Origin of the sequence: Anabaena sp. PCC 7108 (genome assembly GCF_000332135.1) — a bacterium.
Classification (GTDB): Bacteria; Cyanobacteriota; Cyanobacteriia; order Cyanobacteriales; family Nostocaceae; genus Anabaena.
In genome coordinates this window covers 2,110,661-2,126,943 of the sequence record NZ_KB235896.1, presented here as the reverse complement: position 1 = coordinate 2,126,943, position 16,283 = coordinate 2,110,661, and the positions used below count along the sequence as shown (strand labels likewise).

Here is a 16,283-nt window from a genome sequence, read left to right as displayed (position 1 = left end):
CAATTATTAATGCATATTTAATTACATAGTTATCTTTATTTGTGCCTTTCTACTTAATTGTAAATTTTCAACATCAATTTCCAAAATAATGCGAATCATCCACATATTGAATCATGTTCAAGAAATCGGTAATGGCATCGTCAATGTAGCTGTAGACATTGCCTGTTTACAAGCAAAAAATGGTCATGATGTAGCTGTAATTTCTGGTGGGGGAGAGTATGAAACATTATTATACAAATTTGGTGTCAAACACTACGAAATAGACCAAAGTCGGAACCCGAACAATATTATTAAAGCAGCAGTAGCTTATCGGAAAATTGTACAACAGTTTCAGCCCGATATTGTTCATGCTCATATGATGACTGGGATAGTTTTAGCAAGTATCTTAAGACTAAAAAATAGATATGCTTTAATTTCCACAGTACATAATGAATTTCAACGTTCTAGCTTATTAATGGGTTTAGCAGATAGAGTCATTGCTGTTAGTCAAGCTGTGAAAACTTCAATGGTGCAACGTGGTATTCCTGAAAATAAATTACGGGTAGTACGTAATGGGACTTTGGGAAGTCCTCGGACTCGAAAAATATCAGATTATCAACCTTTAAATTTACAACGTCCTGCGATCGCAACGGTAGCGGGAATGTATACAAGGAAAGGTATCACCGAGTTAATTGCTGCTTTTGAGCAAATTGCCCCAGAGTTTCCCGAAGGACATCTTTATCTAGTGGGAAATGGTCCAGATAGAGAGATGTTTGCAGCCCAAGCCCAAGCAACTTCTGTCAGCAATCGTATCCATTTTGAAGGATTTCAACCGGAACCGCAATGTTATCTCCTGGCTTGTGATATTTTTGTTTTGGCTTCTCACCGAGATCCTTGTCCTCTAGTACTTTCAGAAGCTAGAGAAGCAGGGGTAGCTATTGTTGCTACAGAGGTAGATGGCATCCCAGAAGCATTGGACAATGGAGAAGCTGGAATTTTAGTACCAGCTAAAGATAGTCAAGCCTTAGCTGGAGAATTAGTCAAATTATTGAGTAAACCAGATACACTTCAAGAGTGGAAATATAGAGCAAAGCAAAACCTCGATTGGCTGAATATTGCTCGTGTTCATGAGGAAACATTAGCAGTGTATAGAGAATTGGTGTAAGCACGTATTGCAATAAGCCCCTACTGATATTTTTTCTTCCAAATTCGCAATCTGATAACTACAGGTTTTGCCCAACGTCCACCGATTAAATCATGTAGCAGAGTATAAAAACAGGGAATTATAAACAGCGTTAGCAGCGTTGCTAAAGACAAACCAGAAAATACGACCACACCCAATGGTTGGAGAAATTCTGAACCTTCTCCAATTCCCAATGCGAGAGGGAACATACCTAAAACAGTGGTAATGGTTGTCATCAAAATAGGTCGTAAACGCTGGGGTGCGGCTTTTAAAATTGCGGTTTTGCGGTCAATGTGTTCTCGTTCCCGAAGTTGATTAGCTAGTTCCACCATAATAATGGCGTTGTTAACCACAATACCTACTAACAAGACCGCACCGACAACTACTGTTGCGCCAATGGCAGTTTCAGTAATATACAACCCAAAAATACCCCCAGCTAATGCCAGAGGAATAGTAAACAAAATTACCAAAGGGTCTACGAGGGAATTGTATTGTACAGCCATAACTACAAAGACTAAGAAGATAGCTAATCCCCCTAAGAGTTGTAGCGAGTTTTGTAGTTCTTGATTAGATTCAGCTGTCGCACTGGGTAAGCGACTTACACCTGCTGGGAAATCTACACTTTCGAGAACTTTATTAACTTGAACTAAGGCTTGACTGAGACTAGCACCCTCTGCCAAATTACCAGCTATGAGGAAGACTTGACGCTGATTAATCCGTTGAATTTCTCCTGGTGCTTGAGCTTCGGCAATTTTCGCTACATCACTTAAACGGATTTGTTGATTACCTTCCACAAATAGAGGTAATCTCTCTAACTGAGAAGTTGATTGTACAGAAGCTTCGTTTAATTGTACTCGGACATCAACTAAACGGTTATTGCGTTGTAGCTGGGTGGGTATACTACCTTCAATTGCGGTCTGGATTGTGTCTCCGATATCTTTGGTATTTAAACCAACTTTTGCAACTCTTTCCCAGTCGGGTAATATCTGAATTTCTGGTTGACGCGCATCTGCGTCAGGACGGAAACGGACTGCGGTGGCTTTTTGTTCTAAATTTGCTAATAATTCCCGACCGGCTTGTTCTAAAGTGTCGGAGTCATTTCCTTGGAGAATGATGTCAACATCAGCGTTGCGGATAGGGGAGTTGTTAAGAATTAAACCCCGCACTTGTCCAGGGGTGAGACGGAGACGAATATCTACTAAGTTCAGTTTGCTAAATTCTTTGGTGACACGTTCAACATAAGTCTCTACATTTGAGCCTGGTTTAAGGGTAATAGTACTGGAACTTCGCAGAGGGTTAGCACTGCTATTGTTACCAAAAAGAAAACCGCCAACTGTAGAAAATACATATTCCGTTTCTGGCTGTTGACGGAGAATGTCATCTACAGCTTTCATGACTTTTTGGTTAGTTTCTAAGGGTATACCGGGGGGAAACTGGGCAATTAAGTTGACTTGTCCGGTATTGATGCGAGGGAGAATTTCTTGGGGAATTTGAGGAGCTATCCACAAACTTCCACCACCTAATGCAATAATAGCGATCGCAATTGTCAACAATCTCCAGCGCAATATACCGCCTAAAAAACTACTATAAGCTCTTGTTGCTGCTTCAAAACGGCTATTAAATACCCGCAATGGCCAAAAATTATTCAGGGAACTGGAAACGGGTAGACTTAATAAGCGCGATGTCAGCATGGGAACAACGGTAACGGCGATTAAAATTGAAGCCGCTACGGAAAAGCTGATGGTGAGAATTAACTCGTTGAAGAGTAATGAGATAAAACCACCAATTAATAAAAATGGCAATACTGCAACTAAATTAGTACTGGTGGAAGCAACTAAAGCTGATTCTACTTCTCGGCTGCTGTCTTCAGATTGTTGAATAATTGATGCAGCCGATAATTTTGAATCTTGATTGCGAATTTTTACTTGACTAATTCCCTCAGCTATGTTTTCTAACATGACGATGGAATTATCAACCACAATTCCCACGCCTAATGCTAAACCACCTAAGCTAAAAACGTTAAGTGACAAGCCAAATAAACCCATGAAGATAATTGCTGTTAAAGATGCTAGGGGAATGGCGACAACAATAATAAAGGTTTGACGTAAAGAACCCAAAAAGAGTAAAACTGCGATCGCGGCTAAACCTGAGCCAATTAACCCAGAAGTAGTCACATTCGCTATGGAATTACGGATAAATTTTGATTCATCTAAGGTAGCTGTGAGACTTGCTTCTACAGGAATCACACCCCCTTTTTGCAGTTCTGCTAGACGTTTTTTCACGCCATCGACAACGTTGATGGTGTTAGCATCAGGCTGTTTTTGAACGCTGACTTTTACTGCTTCTTCGCCATTGAGGAAAACATAGACGCGCTGTTTTTCTGACCCATCAATAACTTCTGCAAAGTCGCGCAAGTAAACACGGTTTTTGATAGCAGAATTTGGCGCGGATACTTCAAAGGAAAGATTATTAAGTTCATCAGCACTTTGGAAGCGTCCCACAGTCCGGGTCAAAGCTTCTGAATTTGTTCCTAAAATTCGACCACCGGAAATATCTTGATTGCGGTTTTGGAGTTCATTGAGTACATCTGTCAAACCCACACCAACGGCTTGGAGGCGGTCTAAATCAATATTTACCCTGACTTCTTCTTTCACTCCTCCTGATACACTTACGCCGGCAACTCCCTCTACCACCCCCAATTCACGGGCTAGTTCTTCTTCGGCAAAAACTCGTAAATCAACACCTTTAAGGGTGGGTGAAGTGATTGCAAATTCATAAACAGGTAATTGAGAAGGATCTATTTTAAATACCCGTGCTTCTCCAATATTATCTGGTAATCGGTTTCTAGCCCGGTTAAAGGATGCTGTGGCATCATTAAGGGCTTGGTCAATATTTCCTCCCGGTCGAAAGTATAAATCCAAACTAATTTGACCTTCACGGGTTTGGGAAAAAACCTGAATTACACCTTCAGTCGCAGAAAAGGCTTCTTCTAAACGTTTGGTGACTTCATCAACTGCTACTTCTGGAGAAATTCCTGGGGCTTCTATCCGTACCCCAATGCGGGGATAAGTAATAGATGGGAGTAAATCTACAGGTAAACGAATAATGAAAAATACGCCCATGACAATCACAGCCAAGGTGAGCATGAGTGTGCCGATGTGTTGGCGGATAGAAATAGCACTAATACTAAATCCGCTACTATTGTTTGTTTGCTGCATCTTTAAAAATTGAAAAATAAACTACTTTTTGCAGAGTAAATTTCCTAACTACAATTTACAAATTCTTACTTTTTGTTCTTTGCGGTGCTTTCGATTCTTTTTCTGACAAGATTGATAAACTCACAGTTTCACCATCTTTTAAAGGCTTACTACTGCGAAGCACATAACTTTCTCCTGGTTGTAAGCCAGAGAGAATTTCTACTTTGCCATCAGATGTTTTCCCTAAAGTTACAGAGCGTTCTTTGACGTTGGATTTACCATCGGTTTTTTCTAAAATAAACACCTTAGCATTGTTGTTTTCTAACTGATTTTTTTTCTGGTTGCCATTAATTGCTGTTTCTGGAACCACTACTCGCTGTGGTGTCTCGGTAACAAAATTAACTCGTGCTAGTAGTCCACTGCCTATTTTGCCGCCACTGTTGGGAATTACTACTTCTATAGGGATTAAACGGGCTGTAGGATCGGCAGATGGGGAAATCCGCGCCACTCTACCAATTATTGTTTGCTCAGGGAAGGCATCTAATCGCACTTGTACAGATTGTCCAACCTGAATTTTTCCTAGTTCTAATTCAGAAACTTGAACTACGACTTTAATCCGACTGAAGTCGCCAATTTTTAAGACTTCGTTTCCAGGTTGCAGAAGATTACCGGGTTCTGTGACTTTTTCTATGACTATGCCAGTAATGGGGGAGATTAGGCGGGAGTATGAACGGCGTTCTTTAGCGCCAGAAACTGCTGCTTGCTGGGCAAATACTATACCTTGGGCGGCGGCGACTGCTTGCTTTTCTGTTCTGACTTGTTCAATGGTGGCTTGTAGGGCTTGGACTGCTGTTTGAGCTTTGGTTTGAGCTTGTTGGGCAGCTTGTTCGGAAATTGCGCCCTCTTTCAATAATTTTTGTTGTCTTTGGGAATCTGCTTTGGCTTGTACTACTTCTAAACGCGCTTTTTCTACTTCGGCGTTAGCATTACTTACCTGGGTCATAGCCCTGGCGACTTCTGATTGACGGGATGCTAGTTCTGCTTCTGCTTGCTGTAATCCTGTCTTGAGGAGAACATCATCTAACTGGCTGATGATTTGTCCTCGTTGGACTGTATCTCCCACATCTAGGTTTAATGCTAGTAGTCGCCCTTCTACTTGCGATCGCACTGAAACTATCCGAAATGCTGTGGTGTTACCTATATACTCTGCTGGGGCGTTTAAAGGACTTGTTCGCGCGATCGCTACATCTACAGATGTTTTCACATTAGCGCGTTCTCTTCCACCAGTCCGCTGAGATTGAGCTTCAGCTGATTCTTTTGGCGATGAACCACAACTCCCTGTCAGCAATGCCAGTCCTAACATACAAATCATTAATAATGTCTGGTTGTTCATGACTGGGCTGGTAATTAAGGTCGTTAGTATTTTCACCGATTTTTTCGGCTTTTTTCCATCCAAAATCATGAATTTTTCTCCTATTTGGGAGTCTTTGCAGTTCAACATCTGTTGATAATTCAATAAGTTTAAATACTATAAATTACCGAAAAATAAGTAATATTTAATCTTTTTTCGGCAGTTTTTGTATTTAAAATCACTATTTTTTCTAAACTAAATTGTCAAAATTATTCTCTGTACTCATCTGATTTGATTCCTAATAGCTCAGGGTTCAAGGAAATAGTAAAGAAGGGATATATGTTTACTGAGTTTTGTTAGCGCTAAGTGCAGGACACTTTCACAAAAATCAAATATGAGTCTCACAGATGTACATAATTGCTAACACACTATGAAATCATAAAATTAGTATAAATATTTTTCTGGAAATGGGTAATAGGAAATTAGTCATGGTTAAAAGAGCCAGGTAATTGGTGATTTTCTTTCTATTTCCCTATTTCCTGAATCTAAAAATGTATCTCTAAGGCTGGTATTTATATGCTTTTTGAGTATATATTAAGAATATTAAACAAAGATTGATTTTTGAGACGTTATACTCATAGCAATATTGGCAGACAAAGTCAAGAGTACAGCGACCATATATTTAAGGAAGGTAATAGAGTGACATCATCCCTGCAAATTGTCGAAACTGCCAATGAACAGCAGATTGCGGAATTTTTCCAAGCCTCAGTAGGACAGTGGCGATCTGAACGACGATATTACACCCTGCCTCATGGAGAAACCAAGGAGGTAGAGAGTCTCATCACCATTCGGTTTTTACAACAAGGTTGCGAGGAATTGCAAAACCTGTCTCAGTTACATGATTTGGCAAATCTAGAGATTTTAACCTGTGGTGCAGAAGTGAGTTGGCAAAGTACTGATACACTCAAAGCTAGAAAAGAATCTCAAGGCTGTACGCTTTTTGGTGCTTTGGGAAACGTCTTGTACCGTGATCGCGGTTTCGCTACAACCAAACCAGTCACGGCTCAATATTATTTCTCCAATTTTCAAACCCTGTCTTTGCGAACTGAGTATAATAGCTCAGTTTTTGAGGAAGAAATCAAGTTCATTGGTACTAAATATCGCACCAGACAGAGTATTATTTCCCGTGCTGGTGAACAGTTGATGATTGGTCAATATTTGGAAAAGCGATTAGAAGTTTAGGCTGATCATCATTTAAGCTCCACCAATCAGCTATCAGCTTTTTCAAACTCTTATCTGTAATAAGTATGTGGGTGTGAATATTTATCCTGAGGGTAAAGTAGGAGGCAGAAGACAGGAATAAACAAGGTTTGAGCAATAATGTGCAGAATAATTAACTAGCTAAAACCCTCTTTGTCCCTGCCTTTCTTACCTAACATGAAAATGATGCAATCTGTAGTCACGAGAGGTTATCTAGAGCGGAAATAATTTTTTATAAAAATTTTACAAAAATTTCCCCCAAATTTCGGGCTGATGTGTAATTATAGAAAGGTGAGACTTGATTTGGCGGCAGTGTGTGTTGTTAGTATTGATAGGTTTTTCCCTTTTGGTATTTACAGACTTCTCTCCAAAATCTAAATCTCTACACCCGATGGTTTTGGATACAAAGTAATCTATGTCAGTTTACGTAGGCAATCTTTCTTACGAAGTTACACAAGAAGCTCTAACAGCTGTATTCGCAGAATATGGTGCAGTTAAGCGCGTACAGATTCCCACCGACCGGGAAACTGGCCGTGTTCGCGGCTTCGCTTTCGTAGAAATGGGTACAGATGCAGAAGAAACAGCAGCCATCGAGGCTCTTGACGGTGCTGAATGGATGGGACGTGATTTGAAAGTTAATAAAGCCAAGCCTAAGGAAGACCGTGGTGGTTCCTTCGGTGGTGGTGGTGGTGGACGCGGCGGCTACGGTGGTGGCGGCGGTGGCGGTGGCGGTCGTAATCGCTACTAAGTAGATTATAATAAGCCAAATTCAGCTAAGTGTTGAATTAAAAAATTTAAAAGTAACCTGTTCCGGCTGCGGGATGGGTTGCTTTTTTATGTAAAAGTTTTATTCAAACTCAGCTAAATATAGCAGGTAACAGGTAATACCAATTATATGTAAACGCCAAATTTATTTGGTAGAGACGTTTGATGGAAAGTCTCTACAACAAATGATAAATTGCATCTTCATAAACAAACGGTCTAAAAAGAAGTTTACCAATAGAACAGAAAAGGCAAAAGACAGGTCAAAATAAGAAGTGCAGAGAGTTTAAGTTCATTAATTTAAACCCTTTAATTGACAATAAATTATTAAATCACTAGAAAAATGCCAAAAAATAGCCAGATATTAGGAGCAAAAAGGCGCTCATTTTGGGAACTTGCTCGACAAGGAGTGTTAGATGGGGGACCTGCGACTTGTCAATTTGCTATTACCAGTGTGTGTAACGCCCGTTGTGGTTTTTGTAGCTTTGCTGTGGATAAGATGTCAATGGATGAGCGGCATTCTGTTACCTTGGAACAGGCAAAACAAGCTGCGGAAATTCTTTACCGGAACGGTGTATATTTTCTCATCTATGTGGGTGGTGAGCCAATGGCGCATCCAGATTTAAATGAGATGATTGCCCATGCTTCTAGTATTGGTATGGCAACAATGTTGGTGACAAATGGATCACTGCTGACACCAAAACGAATTGATGAATTAGCTGATGCTGGGTTAATGAGTGTGATTATTTCTATTGATGCAGCAGAGGCTGAAAAACATGAGCAAAATCGGGGACTCAGGGGCGTATGCGATCGCATTCAAGAAGCCAATACCCATTTTCAGCGACGCAATATCAGTACTACAGCTTCTGTCACCATGAGTAGATTGATTGAAGATTATAATCAACTACCACCATTTTTGAAGTCTTTAGGGTTTGACAGTGTCACTTTCTCTTATCCTTTAACCACTCTTGGCTCATCCTATCTTGGTTATGCTGAATCTGACTTAGTCAACTACACTGCGGAGGAATTAAATCAGCGTTTTGAAACTGTCAAAGCCCTGAAACGCGACTTTGCGGTTGTCAATCCTACCGCATCTATTGAAGATATGCAGCGTCATTTACGGGGAGAACCAGAGCAATTTGGCTGTCTCGGTGGCTGGAAATTGTTTTATCTAGACTGGCATCTTAACCTTTATCGTTGCCACAACTGGGAGAAACCCATGTGTCATATCACAGAGTTTGATGGTTCCCAACGGGTGCGTGATGGTTGTACGGCTTGTATGATTGATTGCTACCGTGACTCTAGCGTCATGCAGCATATTGGTGTGGCTGTTAGTGATGGAGTGCAAGCAGCAGCCAAGGGAAATCTGATAGCAGCTTGGAAACATTGGTTTAATCGCCAAAATCTTGTTTCCCTCCAAGCAGTTTGGGAACAATCTACCTGGTTACGTCGGTTGTAAAAGCCTTCACCGAATTTTAGAGTTTAAATTTTGGATTTTGGAAATACATCTCAAATCTCAAATCCAAAATTAAATTATAAGGTCAAGTCGCTTCGCTCCAAATTAAAAATTAAAAATTATTAATTAAAAATTGCAATCAGTAGGGGCTTGTACCCACCACTGATTGTAGACCACTGAACCTTTGATTCAGTGGGGGCTTGCACCCAAAATTAATTAAAAATTATTATTAATCTTAAATTTTTAATTTTTAAGTTTTAATTAAAAAAAGGTCAATCTCAAATCCAAATCTGACTTTTCACACTGTCACCTGCTACACCACCAACTTACCCTCGTGAGTCAACTTCATCCGCTGTTTCCGCCATTCAATAGTGCTACCAAAAAAGCTATAGCACCAGATGAAGAAATGCAGCAAATCGCGGAAAGGGATGAGCCATAAAAACTTTTTGGCCACTGGATCATGCAACACTTTGACTCCGACAACCCAAGCCATAACTAACCGCATTCCCCAAGTAATTACTAACGTAGTCCAGGCGAATATAGAACCACCGCTAGTTATTAGTAACAGTAGACTAAAAACTGTTCCGTAGGTAAAGACTAGTCCTAAATAACCCCAAGGGCGAGAAACACGGATACACCTAGCCCAGCGGATTTGGCGTTTGATGGTGTCCTTCAGGCTGCTGGTATCTAAAACATGATCAACTATATAATTAGATAATAGGACTTGATAACCAGCTTGGGCTGAGAGATGACCAAGTTGAAAATCGTCAGCGAGATAATCTGCGATCGCTTCAAAGCCACCAATTTTTTCTAGCACTTGTTGACGAATCACTATTGTAGAACCAAGCGCAAATTTGATCCCCTCTAATTGATTGCTGACTAAAACACCTGCATGAAAGTCTGTAGCCGTACCAATTGCGTCTAATCTGGCTACCCATCCCTGGGCTAAGGAACGATATAAGCAGGTGACAACACCAACACCGGGATCTCTTAGTGGTTGGATAATCTGTTGTAAATAATTTTTATCAACACGAATATCACTATCAGCGATAACTAATATGTCATGTTTGGCTGTGGTGAAAGCATTGGCTAAGTTACTTACCTTTAAGTTTGTACCCATAATTTCATCATTGACAACTAAGCTAATATCCACATTGGGAAATTGCTGAATTAGTTTTTCAATAATTTCTATACAGGGGTCAATGAAATCTCTTACCCCGAAGACAATCTGGTATTGTGGGTAATACTGCTGACAAAATGAAGCCAGATTTGTGTAAGTCTCCGCATCTAGCCCACAAAGTGGCTTAAGAATGGTTAGAGGTGGATGAAATTCGGGATTGACTGGATAGGAAAAACGCCGAAATGCTATGGCAGCATAAATCCCGTAACAGTAGAATAAAACTGCTGATAAACAAAAGGAGGCAGTAAGTAAAACAGCAGACAACTGATAACTCACAATTAACACATGAATCTAATTTACTTTCTTTTAAGTTCTTCTTGGGTAATGGTAGCGATCGCTATCTTTACTGGTTTTGTCAGTGGTGCTAGTAGTGCTGGACTAATTGCCCTCATTGGTAGGGGCGCAAATCAAGGACATACTGCACCTTTAATATTGATTACTTGCGGATTTTTGGGTTTAGTAATTATCGCTTTAATTACTAGCATCATTACACAAGTAATGCTAATTCGCCTCTCTCAAAATGCCATTTTACAATTAAGAATGCGCTTGAGTAGGCAAATACTTGCTTCTGAGTTAAGTTATTTAGAACAAATCGGAAATCCTCGATTATTAGCAACTTTAACAGAAGATGTCCAAGCTGTTGCCAATGCTGTATATATCGTACCCTTTATGTGCATTGATTTAGCAACTGTTTTGGGTTGTTTGGTTTATATCACTTGCTTATCTTGGTTAGTATTATTAATGCTAGTTATTTTAATGGTAGTGGGTATAGGTAGCTGCCAATGGTTGTTAAATCGAGGAGGGCAATTATTAGCCCTTGCCCGTGAAGATCAAGATTTACTATTTAAGCATTTAGGAACTATTACAGATGGCATCAAAGAACTTAAACTTAACTATCAACGCCGACAAGTATTTTTAACCAAAAATTTACAATCAACTGCCAGCCAATTTCGCCGTCATAATATTGATGGTTTGACTTTATTTGCGGCAACTACTAGTTGGGGTAAACTTCTATTCTTTTTTGCGATGGGTTTTTTATTATTTGTATTACCTAAATTATTGCCTATCAGTCCTCCAACCCTTTCCAGTTATATTCTAACTTTTACTTATTTGATGTTGCCGATGGATAATATTGTTAGTAATCTTCCCCAAATTACTAAAGCTAATATCGCCTTACAAAAAATAGAATCTTTAGGTTTATCTCTAGGTAATCGGGCAGAAATCTCAACATTACCACCCCCTATTAAATATTTCTGGCAAAGTTTACAATTTAAGGGTATCACTCACACTTATTACAGAGAACAAGAAGATAACAACTTTATCCTTGGTTCAATTGATTTAACAATCTATCCTCAAGAAATAATCTTCATTGTTGGTGGCAACGGTAGCGGTAAATCTACCCTAGCTAAATTAATTACTGGATTATACATTCCTGAAAACGGAGAAATTGTCTTTGATGGAGAATTAATTAATGATCAAAATCGTGAATGGTATCGTCAACATTTTGCTGTTGTTTTCTCCGACTTTTATTTATTTGAAGAACTTTTGGGTTTAGAAAATAGCGCTCTAGATTTTGCGGCAAGAGAATATATCAAGAAACTACAATTAGACCATAAAGTAAAAATAGAAAATGGACAACTTTCTACAACAGCACTTTCTCAAGGACAGCGAAAAAGATTAGCTTTATTAACAGCTTATTTAGAAGATAGACCAATTTATCTATTTGATGAATGGGCAGCAGATCAAGATCCCATATTTAAAGAAATATTCTATACTCAGTTATTACCAGAATTGCGAAAACAAGGTAAAACCATCCTCGTAATTAGCCATGATGATCGCTATTTTCATCTAGCAGACCGCATCATTAAACTAGACTACGGTAAAATTGAATATAATAAAGAATATTGCCTTTAAAACTTACAGTTATAGGATGAAATTAGGATTAAATATGGCAGACGCGAAAAATGTATTAGGAACAAACTTAGAAATTTGTTGCACTTCTCCCATGACAGGGTATTACCGCGACGGGTTTTGTACAACAGGTGGACAAGATGTGGGAATGCACGTGGTTTGCGCTCAAGTGACAGCAGAATTTTTAGAATTCACCAAATCTCAAGGAAACGACTTGAGTACCCCTTTTCCTGAATATAATTTTCCCGGTTTGAAACCTGGTGATTGTTGGTGTTTGTGTGCAGCCCGTTGGCAAGAAGCTCTTGAGGCTGGGGTTGCACCTCCAGTTGTCCTCTCAGCTACCCATGCTAGGGCTGTGGAGGTGTGTAATTTGGAAGATTTGCAAAAACACGCCGTTACAAAGAAATGAAGTTTTTAGTTGTGTTTGAGTGCAGATGATGCAACTAACGATTACCTAATCACTATTTTCATCTTCCATAGCTTCAACCATCAAATTTTCTTCCTGTTCAATTTCATTTAATTCTTCATCGGACACATCAAGTTCTTTTTTCGCAAATACTCGCCTAGCCTTTCTGTCAAAAATTTCAACAATATTCGTCTTATCCCTTTTAATTGCTTCAATATCATCTTTTTGTAACAGAATCATATAGTAGCGAGATACTTCCATCATCCTATATGCATACTGATAAGCATCTCTTGTAAATTCACCAGTTGTTACAACCATTACGACATCTGCCCCTGTCACAAATGTTAGCCCAATTTCTTTGGCTAAGACATCAGTATCAACTTTAGATGTATTTTTGCATTGAATCTGCCACCGACTATAAACAAACCTATCAGAAGCTGCTAAAACATCTACTTCTCCTTTACCTTTTTCTCTGTTGCGCCATTTTGTAAAACGCAGACTGGTGAGGCGTATCATCCAAATTGCCAGAAGCTCTAACGCTTTGCCTTTAATATGTTTATCTGGATGATTTAATTCAGTTACAACATCATCAAAAGTCCGGTTTAGTTCAATTTCAGAAAGTCGTGTTTCATTAGCGATTGATTTTAGCATGGGTGCTAATAGTTCAGATTGGGCTTTGCTAGTTAATCTGACCTTATTCGATTAAGCTCCTCTGCCACTTGTGGTTTTTTCTGTTTCTATCAAACCGAGATTTGCAAGAGGCTCAAGAATATCCTTGACTAAATTTTTAGTAGTGAGTCTTAATTTATAAATACTTCTGGTATGTTGGGCAACTTTGTTAGCAGGTGTAAATTCTTGTACATTAAGATTAAGCAGACTCAGCAGAAAATGTTTTTGTCCCGGATTTAAGGTATAAATCTCGTCGATGAAATCTTTATTTATGCCTAAAATATCGGAAACAACATCCCAATTAATTTCACATTTTCGTTCAAAAACACCTGCTAGGGATAACCAATGTCTCATAGTACTTACATAAGTGCAGTTAGGCGATATGGCATATCCTCTTTCCTGCAATTCATATGCTATCGACTCCAACTGTGGCTCTTCACCTCTAGCATTAATTGCTTCGATAGCTTTCAATAAAGCCATGCCTGATAAATTATTTAATATGTGAGATGCAAACTTCTGATTGACAAATGAAGTATTGTTGGTATTAAATAAAATTTCTATAGCAAGAGGAGTAAGTTTATATTGGTGTGACTGTTCTAACTCTTCAATTAGTTGATAGTTTTTGAGTGATAAAAAACAGTTTAGTGCTAATGTGCGGATATTTTGTTCAGATAGTGTAGATGAAGTCCCTTGAGAATGTTGTGAGAAATAGCGTTGGGCAATATTGACTTTTAGCGTGTCCCGATTTGGTTGACACTCTTTACATAACCCTAAAATTTCGACTAAAGAAAATTTAGCTGGATCAAACTGGTCTCCATAAGTAAACCTTTTTAATTTTTTAGACTCCATTCCGCAATTCCTTAAAAAATATAGTTAGTTTCAGAGCTTTTATTAAAATAGTCCTAACTGTACTCCTTGTTGGTTTTGATTATTATTTTCTAATGTTAATTTTGGTAAATCTGTTGGAGGTTCAACAACCAAAGGAGCATTTTCTTCAAATCTTAGTTTTGAGCTTATGATATATTGTTCATCAATCTCAAAAGCTAACCAGCGTCTTTGTAAGGTTTCTGCAACTCGACCTGTCATGTTAGAACCAGCGAAAGGTTCTAAAACAATATCACCAGGTTCTGTACAAAGATTGATCACAAACTCTGGTAATGCTTGAGGAAATCTTGCTGGGTGGGGTTTAAAACCTTCTTCTTTGCAACGTCTTTGATAATAATCATTGGAAGCAGTATTAGAAGCAGAAATAATATTGACTGGTTGAACTAAATCTTCAGATAAATTTTCTTGAATAAGAATTGGTTGTCCTATTTCTCCTTTATCTGTACAGCAATCAATAATATTCGAGGGTATAGCACCTCCTCTATCATTCCCAAATTTATTAGAAATGTCATGACCTGAAGGTCTGACTTTGGGTTTATAGCCATTCTTCAAAAGGTTTTTCATTGCATTACTATAAGGCTTTAAAACCCTTCTATTATTAGCTTTAGGATGTGGGTCTTTTGACAGCCACCAAATTGTATTTACCGAATCTTTGACTCTTTCCCTACGAATTGTCACCCATTCAGCTGGAGTAGGTAATTTTGCTGGATTATACCAGTATAATTCTTGTGCTAGATAAAACCCAAGTCCGCCTTTTTCTTTCGCTTTACACAAGGCAACAACCAGTTCAAAATGATAAAGTGAGCGAACTGGTATCCCCTTAATCCAGCTACCACCAATATCAATAACTAGTGAACCAGTCGGTTTAAGAATACGATAAAACTGTGCTGCATAATCTTTAAACCATTCAATATATTCATCAGCATCAACGTTTCCGTATTCTTTTTTACGAACCAGTGCAAATGGTGGAGATGTACAAATTAGGTCGATAGTTTCATTAGGAATATGTGCCATGAGTTCTAGGCTATTTCCTAAATAAGTTGCACCAAATTTGGTTTCATAATAAGGCTTACAATTAAGTTTCATATATTTTTTATTACACAAAAATCTGTAAAATTATAAAAATATTTCTTGATTTTATCTAATTACTAACACCTTATTTTCATTTATTCAACTTTATATAATTTGTCAACTCAAACCCATTCACCGCCAACATTTCACGCACACGCACACTCAATAACCCCGCAAGTTCGACTTCACCACCTGGAGTATTCAACGGTTCTCCAGCGTTAACTATTGCGGGGTGAGAATAAATTTCTATTAAATCGGCTTGAATTTGCGGTATCAAACCCAGTAAATATTCTTCTGTGACATTGCTAGTTTGTAATAAGCCATAAACTCGTTCAGCAAATTCAATATTATGAGTTTTTAATAAATTCTCACCGTAACGGCGCAATTGTCCAAATACTATTGACCAAACTATTTTAATCAGTAAATTACGTTGATCAAGTTTAAGACTTTTTGCCAATTCTTCAGATGGTAAACGAATGAATTTAATATGAAATTCATTTGCTAATTCTACTAAAATTCCTAAAATTACAGGATGTACATGAAGGTGTAAATGTCCATCAACATGAGAAAGCTGTAAACCTGAATTGCGGAATTTTTCTAATTGGGCGCGGATTTCTTGACGAAGTTCCTCACGGGTAGCTGGGTTAAATTGGTAACTTAATCCTGCTTGGGTGGGATTATCAGAAAAGTTACCATCTGAATCGACTAAATGGGGAATTTGCGAAGGTGGTAAAACTGATTTACCGCAAACCAACACCAGGTGTAAACCGACTGCTAAATCAGGGTAATTTTTTGCCAGTGCGATCGCATCTTCGGCCGCATCACCACTTACCATTAAACTAGTACTAGTCAGCACGCCTTGGCTATGTGCTTGGATTATGGCTTGATTCACACCTGGAGAAAAGCCGAAATCATCACCATTGATAATGGCGAAACGACGATGTTTTTGTTCTTTTTCCTCAACCATTAATAT

Annotated in this window: 13 protein-coding genes; 6 read left to right on the top strand and 7 right to left on the bottom strand. The window is 38.7% G+C overall.

Annotation, left to right across the window (positions count from 1 at the left end):
• Positions 1–88 precede the first annotated feature (88 nt).
• Entirely contained in the window at positions 89–1,144 is a 1,056-nt protein-coding gene (locus ANA7108_RS0110455; RefSeq protein WP_016950736.1) for a glycosyltransferase family 4 protein, read from the top strand.
• Positions 1,145–1,164: 20 nt separating this feature from the next.
• On the opposite strand, the gene ANA7108_RS0110450 is transcribed toward ANA7108_RS0110455, so the two are convergent.
• Positions 1,165–4,380 (bottom strand): efflux RND transporter permease subunit, encoded by a 3,216-nt coding sequence (locus tag ANA7108_RS0110450; protein ID WP_016950735.1) that lies wholly within the window; start codon positions 4,378–4,380, stop codon positions 1,165–1,167.
• 55 nt (positions 4,381–4,435) lie between these two features.
• Positions 4,436–5,821: an efflux RND transporter periplasmic adaptor subunit gene (locus ANA7108_RS0110445; protein WP_016950734.1), complete on the bottom strand. Its 1,386-nt coding sequence runs from the start codon at positions 5,819–5,821 to the stop codon at positions 4,436–4,438.
• A gap of 588 nt (positions 5,822–6,409) precedes the next feature.
• Between ANA7108_RS0110445 and ANA7108_RS0110440 the strand changes: the two genes are divergently transcribed.
• From ANA7108_RS0110440 to ANA7108_RS0110430, 3 genes are all read left to right on the top strand, one after another.
• On the top strand, positions 6,410–6,952 hold the full coding sequence (locus ANA7108_RS0110440) for a phycobiliprotein lyase (RefSeq protein WP_016950733.1): 543 nt from the start codon (positions 6,410–6,412) through the stop codon (positions 6,950–6,952).
• A 433-nt stretch (positions 6,953–7,385) separates the two neighbouring features.
• Entirely contained in the window at positions 7,386–7,718 is a 333-nt protein-coding gene (locus ANA7108_RS0110435; RefSeq protein ID WP_016950732.1) for an RNA-binding protein, read from the top strand.
• A gap of 357 nt (positions 7,719–8,075) precedes the next feature.
• Positions 8,076–9,191: a radical SAM protein gene (locus tag ANA7108_RS0110430; RefSeq protein WP_016950731.1), complete on the top strand. Its 1,116-nt coding sequence runs from the start codon at positions 8,076–8,078 to the stop codon at positions 9,189–9,191.
• A gap of 310 nt (positions 9,192–9,501) precedes the next feature.
• Here the strand turns inward: ANA7108_RS0110430 and hpnI are convergent, their stop codons facing one another.
• Positions 9,502–10,653 carry a bacteriohopanetetrol glucosamine biosynthesis glycosyltransferase HpnI gene (gene hpnI, locus ANA7108_RS0110425; protein ID WP_016950730.1) on the bottom strand — a complete coding sequence of 384 codons (1,152 nt, stop codon included), beginning with the start codon at positions 10,651–10,653 and terminating at the stop codon, positions 9,502–9,504.
• On the opposite strand from hpnI, the gene ANA7108_RS0110420 reads away from it, so the two are divergent.
• Both ANA7108_RS0110420 and ANA7108_RS0110415 read left to right on the top strand, forming a co-directional pair.
• Positions 10,654–12,282 (top strand): cyclic peptide export ABC transporter, encoded by a 1,629-nt coding sequence (locus ANA7108_RS0110420; RefSeq protein WP_016950729.1) that lies wholly within the window; start codon positions 10,654–10,656, stop codon positions 12,280–12,282.
• Positions 12,283–12,316: 34 nt separating this feature from the next.
• On the top strand, positions 12,317–12,688 hold the full coding sequence (locus tag ANA7108_RS0110415; RefSeq protein WP_026104103.1) for a DUF2237 family protein: 372 nt from the start codon (positions 12,317–12,319) through the stop codon (positions 12,686–12,688).
• A gap of 45 nt (positions 12,689–12,733) precedes the next feature.
• On the opposite strand, the gene ANA7108_RS0110410 is transcribed toward ANA7108_RS0110415, so the two are convergent.
• From ANA7108_RS0110410 to hpnK, 4 genes are all read right to left on the bottom strand, one after another.
• Positions 12,734–13,336, bottom strand: a complete 603-nt coding sequence (locus ANA7108_RS0110410; RefSeq protein WP_016950727.1) for a restriction endonuclease — start codon at positions 13,334–13,336, stop codon at positions 12,734–12,736.
• 51 nt (positions 13,337–13,387) lie between these two features.
• A complete protein-coding gene (locus tag ANA7108_RS30475) occupies positions 13,388–14,203 on the bottom strand; it encodes a hypothetical protein (RefSeq protein ID WP_016950726.1) in 816 nt (271 codons plus the stop codon).
• Positions 14,204–14,245: 42 nt separating this feature from the next.
• Positions 14,246–15,325, bottom strand: coding sequence for a site-specific DNA-methyltransferase (locus tag ANA7108_RS0110395; protein ID WP_016950725.1), 1,080 nt, complete (start codon positions 15,323–15,325; stop codon positions 14,246–14,248).
• A gap of 76 nt (positions 15,326–15,401) precedes the next feature.
• Positions 15,402–16,277, bottom strand: coding sequence for a hopanoid biosynthesis-associated protein HpnK (gene hpnK, locus ANA7108_RS0110390; RefSeq protein WP_016950724.1), 876 nt, complete (start codon positions 16,275–16,277; stop codon positions 15,402–15,404).
• Positions 16,278–16,283 lie beyond the last annotated feature (6 nt).